The organism is Natronolimnohabitans innermongolicus JCM 12255, from assembly GCF_000337215.1.
GTDB classification, from domain to species: domain Archaea; phylum Halobacteriota; class Halobacteria; order Halobacteriales; family Natrialbaceae; genus Natronolimnohabitans; species Natronolimnohabitans innermongolicus.
Genome location: NZ_AOHZ01000066.1, coordinates 1 through 18,562 on the forward strand (window position 1 = coordinate 1; position 18,562 = coordinate 18,562).

General features: G+C 66.1%; 20 protein-coding genes. 11 read left to right on the forward strand and 9 right to left on the reverse strand.

What is annotated here, in order from left to right; all coding sequences use genetic code 11:
• Nucleotides 1-688 (reverse strand): cell division ATPase MinD (gene minD, locus C493_RS13845; RefSeq protein WP_007260078.1); only part of this gene is annotated, 688 nt, incomplete at its 3' end.
• 203 nt (nt 689-891) lie between these two features.
• On the opposite strand from minD, the gene prf1 reads away from it, so the two are divergent.
• Nucleotides 892-2,151 carry a peptide chain release factor aRF-1 gene (gene prf1, locus C493_RS13850; RefSeq protein WP_007260079.1) on the forward strand — a complete coding sequence of 420 codons (1,260 nt, stop codon included), beginning with the start codon at nt 892-894 and terminating at the stop codon, nt 2,149-2,151.
• A 67-nt stretch (nt 2,152-2,218) separates the two neighbouring features.
• Here the strand turns inward: prf1 and C493_RS13855 are convergent, their stop codons facing one another.
• Nucleotides 2,219-2,470: a hypothetical protein gene (locus tag C493_RS13855; protein WP_007260080.1), complete on the reverse strand. Its 252-nt coding sequence runs from the start codon at nt 2,468-2,470 to the stop codon at nt 2,219-2,221.
• Nucleotides 2,471-2,752: 282 nt separating this feature from the next.
• On the opposite strand from C493_RS13855, the gene C493_RS13860 reads away from it, so the two are divergent.
• On the forward strand, nt 2,753-3,508 hold the full coding sequence (locus C493_RS13860; RefSeq protein WP_007260081.1) for a hypothetical protein: 756 nt from the start codon (nt 2,753-2,755) through the stop codon (nt 3,506-3,508).
• A 33-nt stretch (nt 3,509-3,541) separates the two neighbouring features.
• On the opposite strand, the gene C493_RS13865 is transcribed toward C493_RS13860, so the two are convergent.
• From C493_RS13865 to C493_RS13875, 3 genes are all read right to left on the reverse strand, one after another.
• A complete protein-coding gene (locus C493_RS13865) occupies nt 3,542-3,862 on the reverse strand; it encodes a HalOD1 output domain-containing protein (RefSeq protein ID WP_049889372.1) in 321 nt (106 codons plus the stop codon).
• A 90-nt stretch (nt 3,863-3,952) separates the two neighbouring features.
• Nucleotides 3,953-4,285, reverse strand: a complete 333-nt coding sequence (locus C493_RS13870) for a DUF7577 domain-containing protein (RefSeq protein ID WP_007260083.1) — start codon at nt 4,283-4,285, stop codon at nt 3,953-3,955.
• 93 nt (nt 4,286-4,378) lie between these two features.
• On the reverse strand, nt 4,379-5,266 hold the full coding sequence (locus C493_RS13875) for an acyltransferase (RefSeq protein ID WP_007260084.1): 888 nt from the start codon (nt 5,264-5,266) through the stop codon (nt 4,379-4,381).
• 144 nt (nt 5,267-5,410) lie between these two features.
• Between C493_RS13875 and C493_RS13880 the strand changes: the two genes are divergently transcribed.
• The 8 genes from C493_RS13880 (at nt 5,411) to C493_RS13910 (ending at nt 14,092) form a co-directional block, all read left to right on the forward strand.
• Nucleotides 5,411-6,544, forward strand: a complete 1,134-nt coding sequence (locus C493_RS13880; protein ID WP_007260085.1) for an MGH1-like glycoside hydrolase domain-containing protein — start codon at nt 5,411-5,413, stop codon at nt 6,542-6,544.
• Between the two features lie 110 nt (nt 6,545-6,654).
• Nucleotides 6,655-8,340 (forward strand): NADH-quinone oxidoreductase subunit D, encoded by a 1,686-nt coding sequence (locus tag C493_RS13885; protein ID WP_007260086.1) that lies wholly within the window; start codon nt 6,655-6,657, stop codon nt 8,338-8,340.
• A gap of 296 nt (nt 8,341-8,636) precedes the next feature.
• Nucleotides 8,637-8,777 carry a hypothetical protein gene (locus C493_RS23465; RefSeq protein WP_007260087.1) on the forward strand — a complete coding sequence of 47 codons (141 nt, stop codon included), beginning with the start codon at nt 8,637-8,639 and terminating at the stop codon, nt 8,775-8,777.
• Nucleotides 8,778-8,781: 4 nt separating this feature from the next.
• A complete protein-coding gene (locus C493_RS13890) occupies nt 8,782-9,765 on the forward strand; it encodes a YeiH family protein (protein ID WP_007260088.1) in 984 nt (327 codons plus the stop codon).
• 618 nt (nt 9,766-10,383) lie between these two features.
• Nucleotides 10,384-11,385, forward strand: coding sequence for a PstS family phosphate ABC transporter substrate-binding protein (locus tag C493_RS13895; protein ID WP_007260089.1), 1,002 nt, complete (start codon nt 10,384-10,386; stop codon nt 11,383-11,385).
• 3 nt (nt 11,386-11,388) lie between these two features.
• Nucleotides 11,389-12,336, forward strand: coding sequence for a phosphate ABC transporter permease subunit PstC (pstC, locus tag C493_RS13900; protein WP_007260090.1), 948 nt, complete (start codon nt 11,389-11,391; stop codon nt 12,334-12,336).
• Nucleotides 12,336-13,193, forward strand: coding sequence for a PstA family ABC transporter permease (locus C493_RS13905; RefSeq protein WP_007260091.1), 858 nt, complete (start codon nt 12,336-12,338; stop codon nt 13,191-13,193). The genes pstC and C493_RS13905 overlap by 1 nt, the downstream gene beginning before the upstream one ends.
• Nucleotides 13,193-14,092, forward strand: a complete 900-nt coding sequence (locus tag C493_RS13910) for a phosphate ABC transporter ATP-binding protein (RefSeq protein ID WP_007260092.1) — start codon at nt 13,193-13,195, stop codon at nt 14,090-14,092. The genes C493_RS13905 and C493_RS13910 overlap by 1 nt, the downstream gene beginning before the upstream one ends.
• 18 nt (nt 14,093-14,110) lie before the next feature.
• Here the strand turns inward: C493_RS13910 and C493_RS13915 are convergent, their stop codons facing one another.
• A complete protein-coding gene (locus tag C493_RS13915; protein ID WP_007260093.1) occupies nt 14,111-15,544 on the reverse strand; it encodes a hypothetical protein in 1,434 nt (477 codons plus the stop codon).
• 210 nt (nt 15,545-15,754) lie between these two features.
• On the opposite strand from C493_RS13915, the gene trpB reads away from it, so the two are divergent.
• A complete protein-coding gene (gene trpB, locus C493_RS13920; RefSeq protein ID WP_007260094.1) occupies nt 15,755-16,915 on the forward strand; it encodes a tryptophan synthase subunit beta in 1,161 nt (386 codons plus the stop codon).
• A gap of 11 nt (nt 16,916-16,926) precedes the next feature.
• Here trpB and C493_RS13925 read toward each other — a convergent pair whose 3' ends face one another.
• From C493_RS13925 to C493_RS13935, 3 genes are all read right to left on the reverse strand, one after another.
• Nucleotides 16,927-17,229 carry a hypothetical protein gene (locus tag C493_RS13925; protein WP_007260095.1) on the reverse strand — a complete coding sequence of 101 codons (303 nt, stop codon included), beginning with the start codon at nt 17,227-17,229 and terminating at the stop codon, nt 16,927-16,929.
• Between the two features lie 32 nt (nt 17,230-17,261).
• Nucleotides 17,262-18,023, reverse strand: a complete 762-nt coding sequence (yqeC, locus tag C493_RS13930) for a selenium cofactor biosynthesis protein YqeC (protein ID WP_007260096.1) — start codon at nt 18,021-18,023, stop codon at nt 17,262-17,264.
• Between the two features lie 95 nt (nt 18,024-18,118).
• Nucleotides 18,119-18,394 carry a hypothetical protein gene (locus C493_RS13935; protein ID WP_007260097.1) on the reverse strand — a complete coding sequence of 92 codons (276 nt, stop codon included), beginning with the start codon at nt 18,392-18,394 and terminating at the stop codon, nt 18,119-18,121.
• Between the last annotated feature and the right edge of the window lie 168 nt (nt 18,395-18,562).

Sequence of the window (18,562 nt, forward strand, 5' to 3'; positions counted from 1 at the left end):
CGAACCGTCGGTAGGCGATAGCGGCGGGACCGGCCGGCTCGTAGACGACCAGCGGCGTGCCGGCGTAGACGCTCTCGCGCGCCGCGGGATCGTCGGGGATCGTCCCCAGCAGCGGCGTCTCGAGGCGAGCGGCGATCTCGTCGTAGGAGATGTCGCTTCCCGGCCGGGTGCGGGTAACGAGGAGGCCGGCGACCTCGCCGCCGGCGCGTTCGGTCAACTCGAGGGTCTTCTTCGAGTCGTGGACGGCCGCGGGTTCGGGCGTCGAAACGAGGACGACGGCGTCGGCGAGCCCGAGGGGCAGGACGGTCTCGTGGCTGACGCCGGCGCCGACGTCGAGAAAGACGTAGTCGAACGCCTCGCGCAGGTGGGAAACGACGTCCCGAAGTTCTTCGGGCGAGGTCTCCGCGTACTCGTTGAGGCTAGTGCCGCTCGGAACCGCGACGATGTTGTCCGTTATCTGGTAGGTAGCGTCGTCGATCGACTCGTCGCCGGCGAGAACGTCGTGCAGGGTCGTCGAATCGGGGGAGAGACTGACGAACCCGGCGAGGTTCGCCATCCCGAGATCGGCGTCGACGATCGCGACGCGCTCGCCGGCCTCCGCCAGCGCCGTGCCGAGGTTGACCGTCGTTGTCGTCTTCCCGACACCACCTTTGCCGCTCGCGATAGCATAGACCGTCTCGTGAGACATACTGAGGTACTGCTCGCACAGATGAACGGCTAGCCCTTAAATCGTGACCCAATCCAGTATCCGCGTTTTCAGCGCCGTCGCTCGACCCCGTCGCTCGAGTCGACGAACGGAGTCGGCGGGAGACGAGCGAACGGCGGGGGAAAACGGTCACTCGCGCTGGCGTCTCAAAGAATACTTACCCACAGGACCGTTTTGTACGGCTAATGAGCCAGGAGGGCGAGCAGGAGCAATCCGACCGGAAAAAGTACGAGTTCCGGAAGGTCATCGAGGATCTCAAGGACTTCGACGGCTCCGGAACGCAGCTCGTGTCGATCTACGTACCCGAGGACAGACAGATCAGCGACGTCGTCCAGCACGTCACGCAAGAACACAGCGAGGCGGCCAACATCAAGTCCAAGCAGACCCGAACGGCCGTCCAGGACGCGCTGACGAGCATCAAGGATCGGCTGCGCTACTACGATAACTTCCCGCCCGAAAACGGGATGGTGCTGTTCTCGGGCGCCGTCGACTCCGGCGGCGGCCGCACCGAGATGGTCACCAAAGTCTTAGAGAGCCCGCCCCAGCCCGTCGAATCGTTCCGCTATCACTGCGACTCGGACTTCCTGATCGAGCCGTTAGAGGAAATGATGGCCGACAAGGGTCTCTACGGGCTGGTCGTCCTCGACCGGCGCGAGGCCAACGTCGGCTGGCTGAAAGGCAAGCGCATCGAGGCCGTCAAGTCCGCCTCCTCGCTCGTCCCCGGAAAGCAGCGGAAAGGTGGCCAGTCCGCCCAGCGATTCGCCCGCCTGCGCCTCGAGGCCATCGACAACTTCTATCAGGAGGTCGCGGGGATGGCGAACGACCTGTTCGTTCCGCGCCGGCACGAACTCGACGGCATCCTCGTCGGCGGTCCCTCGCCCACGAAAGACGAGTTTCTGGACGGCGACTACCTCCATCACGAACTGCAAGACGAGGTCATCGGCAAGTTCGACGTCGCCTACACCGACGAGTCCGGTCTGAAGGATCTCGTCGACAACGCCGAAGACGCACTGGCCGACGCCGAGGTGATGAAGGACAAACAGGAGATGGAGGAGTTCTTCAAGGAACTCAACGCGGGCGATCTCGCGACCTACGGTTTCGAGCAGACCCGCCGTAACCTGGTGATGGGCGCCGTCGATCGCCTGCTCATCAGTGAGGATCTCCGCAAGGACGTCGTCACCTACGACTGCGAGGAGTGTGGCAACACCGACCGCGAGGTGATCGACCGCCGCAAGTCGACGCCCGACCACACCTGTACCGACTGCGGCGCCGAAGTCGCGGCGAGCGACGAGGACCGCGAGGACGCGATCGACCACCTCATCGAAATCGCCGAACAGCGCGGCACCGAGACCAAGTTCATCTCGACGGACTTCGAGAAGGGCGAACAGCTCTACAACGCCTTCGGCGGCTTCGCCGGACTGCTGCGATACAGTACTGGCGTCTAGGGAGGTCTTCTTCTCGGTTTCTGTTTCGCGCCGGTCGCTCCGCCGCAACGGTCGGAGACGGCGCTGCTCACTCGGCGAGCGTCCCGCGGAGGTGGACGGCGTCGTCGGTTATCTTCCGAATGCTTCCCTCGTCGAGCGGATGGGCGTCGTCGCTGCGCGTCGCCCACCCGAGTTTCACGGTGATCGTCCGGACGAACGTCGGGTCGAGCTCGACGTATCCGCGTCCGTCCTCGACCTCGACGAGTCGCCCGACCTCGGTCCCGTCGGTGTTCAAGACCCGTTTCCCCTCGTCTGCCTGTGTGAGCCTCTCCTCGGACATTGCTCGTCTGCCAGTCCGGTATCCCCCCGACCGCTCTCAACCGGACGCCGGAGAAACGCGCTCGAGGCGCCGGGACGAGTCCGGACGGCGACGGTCTGACGAACGGACGACCGAACAATAAACGGCCGAAATCGTTCCGATCACTCAGGGCAGAGTTACACCGAGGTCCGGCCGTTTTTGCCGAGTAGGGTGTCGTTACGCCGCGGAAACGGTTCTCCGGCCGGGACGCGGCCGCGGACAACAGAAGGGTTATGCCGGTAGTCACGTATTACCAGTCGATCAATGGCCGAGTCCCCGCCCGTCGCCGCGTCGTTCGACGACCCGCGGATCACCGCCCAGTTCTGCCGCCGGGTGGCCGGTCCGGGATCGTCGAGCGACTGTCTCCTCCTCGGCGTCGTCCACGACCACCCCGCAAGCATCGCTCGCGTCGAAACCGTCCTCGAGGCGGTCAATCCCGAAACCGTCGCCCTCGAGTTGCCGACCGCGGCCCTCCCGCTGTATCGCGCCTACGCCCGCGACGGTTCCGACGACGCGCCGCCCCGGTTCGGCGGCGAGATGAGCGCCGCGATCCGCGCCGCGCCCGACGCGTCGGTCCTCGGGATCGACGCCCCGAACTGGTCGTTCGTCCGCCGACTCGTGACGCGACTCGTCGCGGACCGCGTCTCGCCCGCGACGGCCCGGCGAGTCCTCTCGGGGCTCGGCGGCGCGACGCGGGAGGCGCTGACCTGCCGGGTCGCCGCGACGCTTACCCACGCGACGTCGATGACTATCGCCTGCGACGATTCGATCGAGTACGACTGCGAACACGACGACCCGCCGGAGCGACAGGCCGCCCACGAACGGTCACACGTCGCGAGCGTCCAGGCGCTGCTGGGCAGCGTCGACCGCGAGGGCAGCGCGCTCAGCTACCGCGACGAAACCCGCGAGCGCTGTATGATCGACCGCCTCGAGGAACTGCGCGCGAGCGAGGACGGAGTCGTCGTCGCCGTCGTCGGCGTCGACCACCTCGAGGTGCTGGCGGACGCGCTCGAGGCGTAGCCGTCGATTCCGTCGGTTGCGCCGAGAATTCGCTTACCGACGAGCGATCGGTTCGATCAGCACGTCGCCGTTGCCGTCGACCGTCACGCGGTGGTCGCGGACGGTAACGGTGAGCGAGCCGCCGACTCGCTGGCGGCCGTCGCCGCGCGGCCGGAAGAGTCGGTCGAGCGCCTCGAGGTCGACGGCGTCGGACAGCGCGACGTGGCAGGTCGTGACGTCGGTCCGAAGACAGTCGGCGAGTGCGTGGGCGACGGTCGTGCTGAGTCGCGCCGGCCCGTCCGGATCGTGGGTCGCCCGGTACACGGGGGGTTCGCGGGGCGGTGCCGTCGCAGATGGAGGGGTCTCTCGGTACATAGCGTTCGTCGGCGTCCACTCCGAACGACGGTCGGATAAAAACGCGCGTTCAGTGGGCGGACCTTTTCGTATCCCGGTGCCGCCGGCGACTCACCGCCGAAGCGACGAGACGCAGTTCCAGCAGTACGTGAACGTCTGGTCGGCCTCGTTGCGCACGCCGCAGTGGGGACAGCGCATCGTCTCCTCGGCGGACTCGAGGTCGTGGTCGTGATCGTTCTCGATTTCCTCGGGGTCGACGTCGTCGGCCGCGCGCGGGTATCGGTCGGCGCCCGGCGTCGTGCGCGAACTCGCGCGGTTGGGATCAGCGAGCGACGGTGAGCCCGCGTTCTCACCGTCCTCGCCCCGGACGTACACGTAATACAGTACCAGGTGAAGGAGGGCGAACAGGACCACGTATCCGATGAGCCAGCCCCAGAGCTCCATCACTATGATATTGGTTCTCAAGGCACTTGGATATTCCCTGTATCAGCAATTACAGAGAGTCTCCGAAAAGAGATAATCTGCCGCGCTAACCGCTCACAACTCTCGCTGGAACTCGTCGAAGACCTCGAGGTCGTCGGGAAGCTCGTACTCGAGGTGGCGCTCCTCCTGACGGTTGACGCCGGCGTCCTCGACGGGCGTGGCGACGTCCTCCCAGCCGGGTTTGATCTTGACGCTCTTGGCGGGCGCGCCGATGGCGATGTGGTGTGCGGGAATGTCGTGTTGAACGATGCCGCGAGCGCCGACGATGGCGTTCTCGCCGACCGTACAGCCGGCCCGCACCATCGAGTCGTAGGTAAGTCGGACGTCGTCTTCGATGATGGTGTGGTAGTTGCGGACCTCCGTCTGATCGACGACGTCGTGGTCGTGGCTGTAGATGTGGACGCCGTCGGAGACCGAGACCCGGTCGCCGATAGTTAGCTTCCCGCGGTCGTCCAGGTGAACGTCGTCGTGGACGACCGTGTTGTCGCCGATCGTGATGTTGTGACCGTAGGTGAAGGTGATGCCTTTGAAAAAGCGGCAGTCGTCGCCACACTCCTCGAAGAGGTGTTCTGCGAGCATTCGCCGAAAGCGAAGCGCGAACTCGACGTTGTCCGCGATCGGGAGGCTGTCGAACTGACGCCAGAGCCACTGGAGGTGTTTCGAACGGCGAAACGCCGCTTCGTCTTTCTCGGCGTAGTACTCGCTCTCGAGGGTCGTGTTGCAGGGGTCGTAACTCTGCAGGCGAACTCGCTCGGCCGGCGAAACGGACTCGCCGCTTTGCCAGCGCTCGTAAGCCTCGCGGTCGCCGGAGAGATCGATCAGGACGTCTTCGACGACCGAGCAGGTGTCCTCGTCGCTCGAGAGCCGCCGGTCGACCTCGTCGATGAACTCGCGCATTCCCGCCTCCGCCTCGTCGGGGAGCGAGACGTACCGCTTTGTCATATCCCGACGTATTGCTCGCCGTCTTCATAGGGGGTTCGGTTGACCGTCCGGATCGCCGGTGGTCGACGCGTCCCGCCTTCCGTCCGAACGCGGCCGTCCTGTGCAGTGCGTCCGCACTTCCGACGCCGCGTCCACGCTCTGGGTATGGAGGCCAGCGAGGCCGCCGTGACCGGCCGCTACTACGCTCGCGAACTCCGGCGACGAGTCACACACTACGTCGAGAAGCGCCGCCGCGGCTACCGCGATCACGGCTCGCTCGAGCGCGCGGCCGAGCGAATCCTCGCCGACCGAGCCGCACGCGGGTTCGAGGCTGGCGGTCACTTCCGCGGCGTCTGGCCGCGCGACCTCGCGTTCGCCGCTCCCGGCCTCGTCGCGCGCGGATACGGCGACGCCGTTGCCGAGACGGGCGACTGGATCGTCGACCAGCTCCTCGCGGGCGACGTCTTCTACACCGACTTTCACGATCGCTATCACGCGGCGACGCCGGCGGCGGGCGTCGATACCTTTCCCGCGGTCGTCCGCCTGCTCGACGAGTGCGGGCGACTCGAGGCCCGCGCCGACGCGATCGCCGAACTCGCGGCCCGCCACCGCGAGCGCTTCGTCGCCGACTCCGGACTCGTCACGGGGGCGGGCAGCGCCTGGTGGGACTCGGCCGTCCGACCCAGGGAGACGTACAACACCGCGATGTTGCTGGCCGCGGTCGAGCGCCTCGAGCGACGCGGGATCGAGACGCCGCTCACCGGCGAATCTGAGGCGATCCGGGACGCGCTGAACTCCCGCTGGAACGGGCACTATTTCGACGAACACGGCCGTTCGAACCGCCGCGGTCTCGTCGGCGGTCCCGGCGGGGGATCGTCGGTTCTCGCCTGCGACGCCAACGTCGTCCCGCTCTACCTGGGGGTGGTCGACGACGACCGCGCCGCCGCCGTCGTCGATGCGCTGGAATGCCTCGAGACGCCGAACGGACTTTGCATGCGCGAGCGACCGTTCTCGCACGCGGCCGTCCACCCCTTCTTTCTCCTCCACCGGGACTACCACTACCACGTCTGGCCCTGGAACTGTCTCATGTACGCCGTCGGGCTCCGACGATACGGCTACGAGGAGCGCGCCCGACGGGAGATCGGCAGGGTTCGCCGTCTCCTCGCGCCCTACGGCAACTTCCTCGAGGTCTGTACGCTCGAGGGCGAGCCCTACGTCAAACGCGGCTACGCGAGCGCGGAGGACTTCACCGTCGCCGCGGCGCTGTGGGCCGAGTACCACGACGGATCGTCCGCCTGAGGAACCGTTCCGCGAGCGACGACTGTCTCTCCGATCCGGGAAAACTGTCAACTCCGTGTCTGTCGTACGTGTGTTACCGCGCCCGATGCCACCGGCGCGAGGAGATCCCAATGAGCGAGCCACACCAGCCCGAGCCGGTCGACCTCGACCCGAAGTACGACAACCGTCGGGAGGGCGGCGTCGACGAGGCGCAACTCGAGGCGCTGCTCGAGGAGTACGCGCTCCGCCGGGAAGACCACGAGAACGCGCCGGCGTTCGTCGTCCGACCGGACGACGTCCAGGCGGTGCTCACGCTGTTGCGCGACGAGGCCGGCTTCGACCATCTCTCCTGTCTCACAGCCCAGCAGTACGAGGACCGCTACGAGTCGCTCTACCACCTGACGAAGTACGACGAGCGGACTCACGAGGTGACGCTGATCGTCCAGTTACCGCTGGACGAACCCGTCTGCGAGAGCGCGGAGCCGGTGTTCCGGACCGCCGACTGGCACGAGCGGGAGGCGTTCGACCTCGTCGGCATCGACTACGAGGGCCACCCCGATCCGCGACGCATTCTGCTCCCCGAGAGCTGGCAGGGCCACCCGCTCTCGCTGGACTACGACCAGCAGAAACCCCAGATCATCCGCTACAGCGAGCACGCCAATCCGCTCCAACAGGACCACCACGACCCCGAGACGGACACGATGCTACTCAACATCGGCCCCCACCACCCGGCGACCCACGGCGTGCTTCACCTGAAGACGACGCTCGACGGCGAGACCGTCGCCGACGTCGACCCCGACGTGGGCTACCTGCACCGCTGCGAGGAGCAGATGTGCCAGTCGGGGGAGTATCGCCACCAGATCATCCCCTACGCCGACCGCTGGGATTACACGGCGAACCTGCCAAACGAGTGGGCGGTCGCCCGCGCCATCGAAGACCTCGCCGACCTCGAGGTGCCCGAGTACGCCCAGATCCTCCGGACGATGTCGACCGAACTCGCCCGGATGCTCGGCCACTTCCTCGCGCTCGGCACGTTCGCGCTCGACGTCTACGGCGACTTCACCGCCATCTTCCAGTACGCGTTTCGCGACCGCGAGGTCGTCCAGGACATCCTGGAGGATCTGACCGGCCAGCGGATGATGTTCTACTACTTCCGGCTCGGCGGCGTCGCCTGGGACCTCCCGCGACCGCGCGAGGAGTTCATCGAGAAGACGCGGGACTTCCTCGACGAACTGCCCGCGAAGGTCGACGAGTACCACGACCTGCTCACCGGCAACGAGATCTTCCAGGTTCGAACGATCGACACGGGCGTCATCGAGCCCGACGTGGCCAAGTCGTACGGCTGTACCGGGCCCGTCGCCCGAGCCTCGGGGATCGACTACGACCTCCGCCGGGACGACCCCTACGGCTACTACGAACACCTCGACTGGGACGTCGTCACCCGCGACGGCTGCGACAACTACGCGCGGGTTCTCACCCGCATGCAGGAGGTCGAGGAGTCGGCCAAGATCGTCGAACAGTGTCTCGACCTCCTCGAGGACTGGCCGGAGGACGAACGCACCGTCCAGAGCAACGTCCCCCGGACGCTCAAACCCGACGCCGGCGCCGAGACGTACCGCGCCGTCGAGATCGCAAAGGGTGAACTCGGCATCTACATCCGCTCCGACGGCTCGAACTCGCCCGCTCGGTTCAAGATCCGCAGCCCGTGTTTCCACAACCTCTCGGTGTTGCCCGAGATGGCCGAAGGCGAATACGTGGCGGATCTGATCGCCTCGCTCGGGAGCCTTGATATCGTCCTCGGGAGCGTCGACAGGTGAGACTCGCCGCGACGTCGGAGACGAACTCGAGGAAGCCGTCTCGAACAGCGGACGCAGACGCGCCGGCGCCGGTCGGCCAGTCGTGCGCTCGATCGAACGCCACCTTTTCGTTACCGTGAGCGGCAAAAACATCACTAGAGAATTAGTTTTTGTCGTAGATACCAGTAACAAGACGATTGTTATCGTAGATAGCATCGAGATATTGCCGCAACTTCGTCACAGATACCGGCTGTAAACTCCGCTATCTGCGACGGAATCGATAACAGTTAACTTCGACCGTCACTCGAACACAGAACATGTCGATCGATGGCTGGCGGTCGCCCGTCGCCGGCGTGACGGATCGCTGGAGAGGCCTCGAGCGCGACTGGCAGAGCGTCGTCGTCGGCGCGACCATCGTCGCGCTGGTCGGAACGCTCGAGATTCCGATCCCGTGGTAACGCGATGAGCGTCCGTCGGCTGGCGCCGGGACTCGTGGCACTCTGCGTCGGTGCGGTACTCGCTCGAGCGCTCGCCGTTTCGCTCGGGTTCAACCACCTCTTGCTCGCGATTGCGCTCGGATTCGTCGCGACGAACGTCGTTGGAATCCCGGACCGACTCGAGCCCGGAATCGCGACCCACAAGCTCTGGCTGGGGGCCGGAATCGTCCTCATGGGCGCGTCAATCTCGCTCGAGACGGTCCTCGAGGTCGGCGGCGTCGTGTTACTGATCGTACTCGGCGTGACCGCCGGGACGGCGCTCGTCGTCGAACTTCTCGCGCGGAACGTGTTCGGACTGGCCGACCGGATGGGATCGCTGCTCGCGGCCGGGGCCAGCATCTGCGGCGTCTCGGCGGTCGTCGCGGTCGCCGGGGCCGTCCGCGCACGCGAAGAACAGATCGCCTACGCGGCCGCGACGGTGTTGTTGTTCGACGCGATCACCATCGTCGTCTACCCCGTCGTCGGCGATCTGCTGAACCTCTCCGGAATCGTGTTCGGGACCTGGGCCGGCGTCAGCATGTTCTCGACGGGCCCCGTCGTCGCCGTCGGCTTCGCCCACTCGGAGGTCGCCGGCCAGTGGGCGACGATGACGAAGCTCGCGCGAAACGCGCTCATCGGCGTCGTCGTTCTCGCGTACGCGAGCTACTACGCCCGCGAGGCCGGCGGCGGACGGCCGTCGATCAGGACCCTCTGGGACGAGTTTCCGAAGTTCGTCCTCGGCTTTCTCGGACTCGCGCTCGTCGCGAGCGCGGGCGCCCTCTCGTCGGGCCAGCTAGACGCGATCGAGAACGCCTACAACTGGCTGTTCGTACTCGCGTTCGTCGGGCTCGGAACCGAGATCCGGCTGAACGACCTCCGTAGCACCGGCGTGACGCCCGCGATCGTCGTGTTGTGTGCGCTGCTCGCCAGCAGCGTGCTCTCGCTTGCGACGTTGCTCGTGGTGCTTTGAGACGACGGCCGTCCGCCGCCGAACGACGCGGCCACGACGGCCGTCCGGGGAAACGCGACACCGCTCCCGAACCGCAGTGCTGTCGGATAGTCATCTCCCCACCGTCAGTCGCGAGTTCACGGCCGTCGAGCAGTTCGGGAATCGCGATTCCGGCAACACGCACGCGTTCTGCGGACACCTCCGTCCCCGACACCCCGACGGAGCGACCGAGCGCCCTGTCGTGCGCTTCGACAGCACCGCGTTCGATTCGGTCCCGCGGCCCCGTCGGCCCGCGCTCTCGCGACGCCGGCCGGTGTCGAAGGAACCAGCAATACTATCCAGCCCGGCCAACGGGACGGAGAGGTACCGAATCCAGCGATTACGTCGACTCGACCGAATCTCCGCACGCGGTCGCCGGACGACGAGTTCCCCCTTCACCGTCCGTCTCGTCGGCCAGAGCGTTGAATTCAGGCGACTGAAAGCGCCACGGCTCACTTTACTCGATTTCTCGACGCGAATTTTATCGTGCGTGTCGGTACCTCTCACGCTTGTGGGAGTTTTGCCGGTTTCGGGTTGAGGGGCAAAGAATTGCAGGCTGACGAGGGAATACAAGGGTCTAGTGGATAGGGGGGGGTACTCATGGAGCGGGGATACTCACGGCGATCGGTGCTGGGCATTCTCGGCTCCGGGTCGACGCTCGCGCTTGCGGGATGTCTCTCTGGATCGTCTTCCGGTTCGGATATCCGCATCTCCGGCGGCGTCGGTCCGCTGCCGATGATGCAGGTCTGGGCGGACAAGTACGAATCCGAAACCGGCGTCGGAATCGACGTCTCCGGCGGCGGCACCGGCGTCGGCGTCTCGGACGTCATGAACGAGCAAGTCGACATCGCGATGATGGGACGAGAGCCCGACGAGGGCGAGATCGATCGCGGACTGTTCGCCGTCGCGATGCTCATCGACACCGTCGTCGGGACGATCAACGTCGACAACCCCGTCTACGACGAGCTTCGAGAACACGGCCTGACGCGGGCCGAACTCGAGGGCGTCTTCACTCGCGAAATCACGAACTGGGACGAACTCGTCGACGCCGACATCGACGAGCCGATCTACGTCTACGGTCGCTCCGACTCCTCTGCGGCCTACAAGCAGTGGGGGAACTTCCTCGGCGGCGAGGACGACTCCTACACCGAAAACGAACTCGAGGATTTCGCCGACGGCAACTTCGACGGCGACCAGCAGGTCGCACAGGCCATCAACAACGACGCGCTCGGGATATCGATGAACAACCTCAACTACGTCTACGACTACAACACCGGCGACCTCGAGATGAACATTCGCCCGATCCCGCTCGATCTGGACGAGAGCGGGACGCTGTCGGCGGAAGAAGACTACTACGAGACGCGCGACGACTTCCTCACCGCCGTCGAGGAGGGTTTCTACCCGGCTCCGCCGGCCCGCGAAATGTTCATCGCGGCCAACGAGGAGTTCGAGGACGAAGCCGCCGACTTCGCCGCATGGGTGCTCACGGAGGGCCAGCAGTACGTCCGAGAGAACGGCTACGCGCCGATCTCCGACGAACGACTCGCGGAGGAGCGAGACCGACTCGAAGAGCGCCACGACACCATCACGGAGGTCGCGTAATCGATGGCACCGACGACAGACAACGGGCGGAACGCGGAGACGAACCGACCGGATCGCCTCGGACGGCGACTGGTGATCGAACGACTGAGCAGTTACTGGATACTCGGCGCCGGACTGTTCGCCATCGCGCTGTTCGGACTGATCGTCCTGACGCTCGTCCAGCAGTCGATTCCGATCGTCTCCGAACACTCCCTCCTCGAGATGCTGACCTCGACGAACTGGGATCCCGCCCAGGAAGAGTTCGGCTTCATGCCGGCGATCGTCGGCACGATCTACGTCACCGTCCTCTCGATGGCGATGGGAACGCCGATCGCGATCCTCGCGGCGATCTACATCGCCGAGTACGCCGAGGGACGGATGAAAGTCATCGTCTCGTCGTTCATCGACGTGCTCGCGGCGATTCCGAGCGTGATCTTCGGGCTCGTCGGCCTGATCGTCGTCGTGCCGTTCGTCGGCGACTACCTCGCGCCCGCACTCGGCACTCACAGTATCGGCCTCGGGATCGTGACGGTCAGCCTGGTGATGGCGATCATCGTCACGCCCTTCATGATCTCGCTGTCCGTCGAGTCGCTCGAGGCGCTGCCCGACGAACTGCGGGAGGCCTCTCTCGGCGTCGGCGCGACGAAGTGGGAGACCATCCGCTCGGTTCTGCTGCGCGCTGCGGGGCCGGGGATCTTCTCAGCGATCCTGCTCGGCTTCGGTCGGGTCTTCGGCGCGACGATCGTCCCCGCGATGCTCATCGGCGGACAGACGGCGATCCCGGAGTCCCCGTTCGACGCCGGCGAGACGCTGCCGTCGCTGATCGTCAACGACTTCGGCGAACTCATGTCGATCCCACTCACGCAGTCCGCGCTGATCCTCGTCGGCCTGCTGTTGCTCGTCATCGTCTGGCTGTTTAACTTCGGGGCGATGCTCATCCGTCGCCGCCTGCAACGGAGGTGGCAGTACTGATGAACCGATACACCGAACAGCGGATCTTCGCCTTCCTGGCCCGCGCGAGCGCCGCGCTCATCCTCGCGGTGCTGGCGATCGTCGTCGGCGTGACGATCTACCGCGGCGGCCGCGTGTTCCTCACCGATCCGGCGGTCGTGATCACGCCGCCCGGCTCGCGGTACATGCTTGACGGCGGCGGCGGCTTCCTCCACGCGGTGCTCGGAAGCCTCTTCATCGTCGTGCCGGCGACGATCGTCGCGATGATCCTCTCGCTGTCGACGGCCGTCTACCTCCAGAGCGACTACTCGAGCGAGCGCACCTCGGACGTCATCAACATGTTCCTGAACGTCCTCTGGGGAACGCCGCCGATCGTCTACGGGGTCTTCGTGCTGACGATCATCATCGCCGTCGGCGCGCAGACGAGCCTGATCTTCGGCGTGATCGCCATCGCGATCTTCCAGTATCCGATCATGACCCGGTACGCCGACGAGGCGCTTCGCTCCGCGCCCGACGCGGTGAAAGAAGCGTCCTACGGGCTCGGCGCGACCCGCTTCGAGACGGCGAAAGTGACGATCCGTGCGGCTCTGCCCGGCGTCATCGCCGGCATCATCATGGGCTTCGCCCGCGGAATCGGCGACGCCGCGACCGTGCTCTTTACCGCCGGCCGGAGCACGCAGATGCCCGGCGGGCCGTTCGACCCGGCGACGACGCTGCCGATCCTCATCTTCGAACAGGCGGCGTCGTTCAACGCCGAGGTTCGGTCCCACGCCTACGCGGCCTCGTTCGTCCTCATCGTCGCCGTGCTCGCACTGATCGTCGCATCGAAACTACTCGCGGGACGCTACGCCCGCTTTACACCAGGGGGGAGACAGTAATGACTCACGACACAGACAGCGTCATCCGAACCGACGACCTCGAAGTAACGTACACCGGAAACAGAGAAATCACCGCGCTCAACGGCGTCGGCGTCGACTTCGCGGAGAACAGGCTGACCGCCATCATCGGTCCGTCCGGCTGTGGCAAGTCCACCCTGCTGAAGTCGCTCAACCGGCTCCACGAGATCCAGCCCAACGCCGAGATCACCGGCGACGTCTACCTCGAGGACGAGCCGGTCTACGACACCGACGAGCCGCTGCCGGAGATCCGTCGGCGAGTCGGCTACGTGCCACAGAAACCGACGCCGCTTCCGGTGTCGATCTACAACAACGTCGCCTACGGGCCGAAGATCCACGGTGATCACTCGCGCGAGGAACTCGACGAAATCGTCGAGACCCAGCTGCGGAAGGTCAACCTCTGGGACGAGGTGAAGGATCGACTCGACGCACCCGGCGCCGAGCTCTCGACCGGCCAGATCCAGCGGCTCTGTCTCGCCCGCTCGCTGGCCGCCGAGCCGGACGTCTTGCTCTGTGACGAGGTGACCTCCGCGCTCGACCCGATCTCCGCCGAACAGGTCGAAGAGACCCTCGCCGACCTCAAGGAGGAGTACACGATCATCATGGTCACCCATAGCATGGAGCAGGCCAAACGCCTCGCCGACGACGTGATCTTCCTCTACCTCGGCGACGTCGTCGAGACGAACGACGCCCGGTCGTTCTTCGAGAACCCGCAGAACGAACGGACCAGGGAGTTCGTCAAGGGACACACGGCGGTCGAGTACGACGACGGCGAGGACGACGTCAGCGAAGGCGACGGAAGCGCTGACGAGGTGAACGGCGACGACGCGGACGGAAGCCGTTCGACCGAGGAGACCGAATCGATCCCGGCCGAACGCTGACCGCGCGGACCCAGACCGTCAGCGGTCGTCGTCCCGGAGTCGCTCCCACGTTATCTCGTAGTCGTCGGCGATCTCGCCCGTTCTCGAGTCGAACGCCTCGAACTCGAGCGGCGGGAGGTGCGGGTGACGGGCCTCGATCTCTCTGGGGAGGTCGCGGTGATAGCGGACGTGCGTCTCGACGTCGTAAGGGAACTCGTCGGTGTCGACGCCGACGAAACCGTGGCGGTCGGTGGCCCGACCGAGCGCCTCCCGCCAGCGATCCGTCGACGCCAGCCCGGCCGATTCGACGCCGTGGCCGAACAGCGTCGCGCGGATTTCGTCGTACGGGTCGGCACCCTCGAGGTAGTCCTCCAGAAACGCCACGTCGGGTTCGGTGTTGAACGCGGACCAGTAGGGTACCGAGCCGGTCCGGATCGTCCACCAGGGCTCGACCAGCGCGAACGACTGGACGAGCAACCGGTCGACCGACCGGTCGCGGTCGGCGTACCGCCGACGGTACCAGTCCGCCACGAACGGGCTCAGATCTCGCGGATCGTCGAACGCGAGCCGACGCGCGTCGTAGCCGCGTTCGTCGGCGAATCGCTCGAGGTCCTCGCGCAACGCCGGTTCGAATCCCCACTCGGATTCGGGGAGCCGGCCGTCGGGTTCGGGAACGTCCCACTCCCTGATATCCGCGTCCTGGCTGGCGAGGAAGTTCGCGACCGTCTCGCTGCCCTCGTAGTACTCCTCGGGCTCGAGTCCGCCCAGTCCGCCGACCTGGAAGCTGTGGCGCTCGCCGAGGTCGATCGCCGGCCAGTCGTACTTGCACTCGAGCGAGATGACCGTCCCGTCCTCGGCCAGTACCGTCTCGATGAACTCCTCGTAGGCGTCGCCGAGCGTCCGCGACTTCGACCGAAAGTACGCCAGCTTCCGGACCATCAGCCGATCCTGATTGGGGTCGTGCATCTGGTGGAGCGAGACGTCGGGATTGGCCTCGAGGAACGGTTCGGCGTGTTCTAGACCCCACTGGATGTCCTCGCGGATCGCGTCGGGATGGCAATCCCGGCGAATCGGCACGAGAAACGTCTGCGGGAGCCACGGCACGCCGAGCATCGCGGCGAGGTAGACCGCTGCGCCGTTGCTCGAGCCGACGACGACCGCGGGGTACCCTTTCTCGGGATACTGGTCGACGACCCACTCGCGGAAGCGTTCGATATCGACGTCGCCGAGTTCGTCGGGCGAGATACCCTCGTTACCGCCACCGTGGGTCAAAAACTGGGTCCGCACGTTCTTCGGGAGGGTGTTCAGTCGCGCGCCGAGGGGCGCCAGTTTCGGGTGCATCATCCCCAGTGCCGGGAACTCCTCACCGCGTAGATACCGGGCCGTGGCGCGGACGAACGCCGTCGTCGAATCGAAGTTGGGCAGCGCGGGCGGCGTCGCTCGCTCGCCCGCGAACAGATTCGAGAGCCTCACGACGGAGTCACCTCCGATACCCGCCGAACCGAACTGGAACTCACTCGAGACATGAGAGGCTGATACCGGATACGACGAACCGTCGGATAAGCCTGCACCCGGCAGGAGACGCCGCTCGAGGCGGCCTCATCCAGTGGATGTCACCGAACGCGAGACGGCTGGCGAATCCGGAGGAACAACTATATTTGGGCGCCGCGCCGATGACGGACCATGACAGACGGCACATTCGACGGGTACGGCGGACGTCACGTCCCCGATCCGCTGCAGGAACCGCTCGAGGAACTCGCGGCCGCCTACGACGACGTCGCCAAAAGCGACGCGTTCCGGACCGAACTCCGCGACCTCCTCGAGGAGTTCGCCGGCCGCCCGTCGCCGCTGTACTACGCGCGCAACCTGAGCGATCGGTACGGCGCCGAGATCTATCTCAAGCGCGAGGACTTGCTCCACGGCGGCGCCCACAAGATCAACAACGCGCTCGGACAGGCGCTGCTGGCCAAGCGCTCGGGTCGCGACCGACTCATCGCCGAGACCGGGGCCGGCCAGCACGGCACGGCGACCGCGATGGTCGGCGCCTTGCTCGACCTCGAGACGGAGATCTACATGGGGAAAAAAGACGTCGAGCGCCAGGAGATGAACGTCTTCCGGATGCGGCTGATGGGCGCCGAGGTCAACGAGGTCACCCGCGGCGATCAGGGACTGGCCGACGCCGTCGACGCCGCGCTCGAGGACTTCGCCGAGAACGTCGCCGACACTCACTACCTCGTGGGCAGCGTCGTCGGCCCCGACCCGTTCCCGCGGATGGTTCGTGACTTCCAGAGCGTCATCGGGCGCGAGGCCCGCGAACAGATCCAGGAGCGGACCGGCGGCCTCCCCGACGCCGCGGTCGCCTGCGTCGGCGGCGGATCGAACGCCATCGGCCTCTTTCACGCCTTCCGCGACGATCCCGTCGACTTCTACGGCGCCGAGGGCGGCGGCGAGGGCAGCGACTCGACGAAACACGCCGCGCCGCTGGCAAGCGAGACGGGCACAGACGACGTCCTCCACGGGATGAAAACGCGCGTGATCGGCGACGACACCGAGGTCCACTCCGTCTCCGCCGGCCTCGACTACCCCGGCGTCGGCCCCGAGCACGCGATGTACCGGGCCGTCGGCCGCTGTGAGTACACCGGAATCACCGACGAGGAAGCGCTCGCGGCGTTTCGCGAACTGAGCGAGACCGAGGGAATCGTCCCCGCACTCGAGTCGAGCCACGCCGTCGCCCGCGCGATCCAGCTCGCGGAGGCCGGCGAACACGAGACGATCCTCGTGAACCTCTCCGGTCGCGGCGACAAGGATATGGAGACGGCGGCTTCGAAGTTCGACCTCTCGTAGCTCGCCGCTCGTCAGATCGGGTCGTCGGGGTCGTGGGTGTTCGCCATCCGCGCGGCCTCGGTCGCGTACCGCTCTCGTTCGTCCGCGTCGTCGACGGCACCGAGGTTCTCGACAGCGACGTCCAGCGCGGCGGTCGTCTCGCGAACGTCGGTGTCGCTGGTCAGGGCGCGTTCCTTCCTGAAGTATCGCTCCCCGTCGGGCGTCGCGTAGACGAGGATGATCAGGTTCTGTTCGTCGTCGGAGTACGTTCGCTCGACCAGCCAGACGCGCACGTCGTCGTCGGCCGTATCGCCGCTCTGCTCCTCGCTTTCCATACGGTTTCCTACTCGGTCGGCGGGGAAAAGGACTAGCCTCGAACGACGTCCACGACCGGGTCGTCGTCGATCAGCCGCGTCAGGACGACTCGAGGCACGGCTCGTCGGTCGTGGATCTCGGCCGCGACCTCGCGAGCCGTTTCCTCGAGCGCGGGCGTATCGACCATGTTGACCAGCGGAATCACGGTCGCGCCGTCGGGAACGCCCTTGAATCCGCCGTCGTCGCTCGTCAGCACGGTCGCGACGTCGGCCGCCGAGATCGGGTCGCCGGGCTCGAGGCCGGTCACGGCCGCCACGCGTTCGGGCCGGTGGACGTGCTCGTCGGTCAGCGACTCGCCGACGATCTTCGCGCTCGCGACCGGGACGACGACGTCGGCCGTCGCCGGTAGCTGCGGTTCGGTCTCCTTCGGGGCCTTGAACCAGCGCGTCCGCGCGCCGTCGGCTTTCACGACGACCGAGACGCCCGCCGTCTCGTCGCCCCCTTCGAGCGAGGGCGAAAGCGAGTTCACGAACGCGTCGAGCGCGTCCGTCTCGTACCCGAGATACCGATCCGGACGCTCCTGTGCGGGCACGACCCCGATCGGCCACCGCTCGGCCGATCGAACCGCCTCGAGCGGCGACTCGGTCACGCGGAGGTCGGCCACCTGCTCCTCGAACGGCGGAATGCGAACGGTCGCCGTTACGACCGCGCGCTCGAGGCGCTCGGCGAGGGCGTACAGCGTCGATTTCTTGCCGCCGGCGCCGACCACGCAGGTCACGGCACCCTCGGCGGCGAGCGCATCGGGAAGGTCCATCGCGACGGCTGAGCAGTCGCGACGCGGCTACTTGGGTGTTCTGACGGCCTCGAGCGCTCTGGCCTCGACGATGAATCCACAATCGCTCTCCGACCCTACGCAACAGCGGCCATGATCGCTTCCAGCTCATTCTTCCGGAACGACGACGGTGCGTCCTCCGGATTAGCCTCGTCTACAACACCACTCTTCCACAAGATTCCCGCCCTCATTTCCGCTTTGGGTGGGAGACGTCCGCTCGTATCGATCTCGTATCCCACGGCATCACAAATCGCGGCGAGATCTTCTTTCGTGAACGCCGGCGCTCCCTCTCGTTCGAACCGACCGACCGCTACCCTGATCGCATTTCGAAGTTCATCAGCGGTTCGTGCCATACCCGCCACGACACGAACGGGCACCGTCTTTGTTCCGGTCAGAGACTCGTGTACTGACGAGGGCCCTTTTCGGCTCCCTTTGACATCCACCTCCGCCTGAAGGCGGAGGAATCCCGAGGTTGGGATATTAGGGTTTTGAGTCTACCACCGCTGTCCGAGGTTGGAATC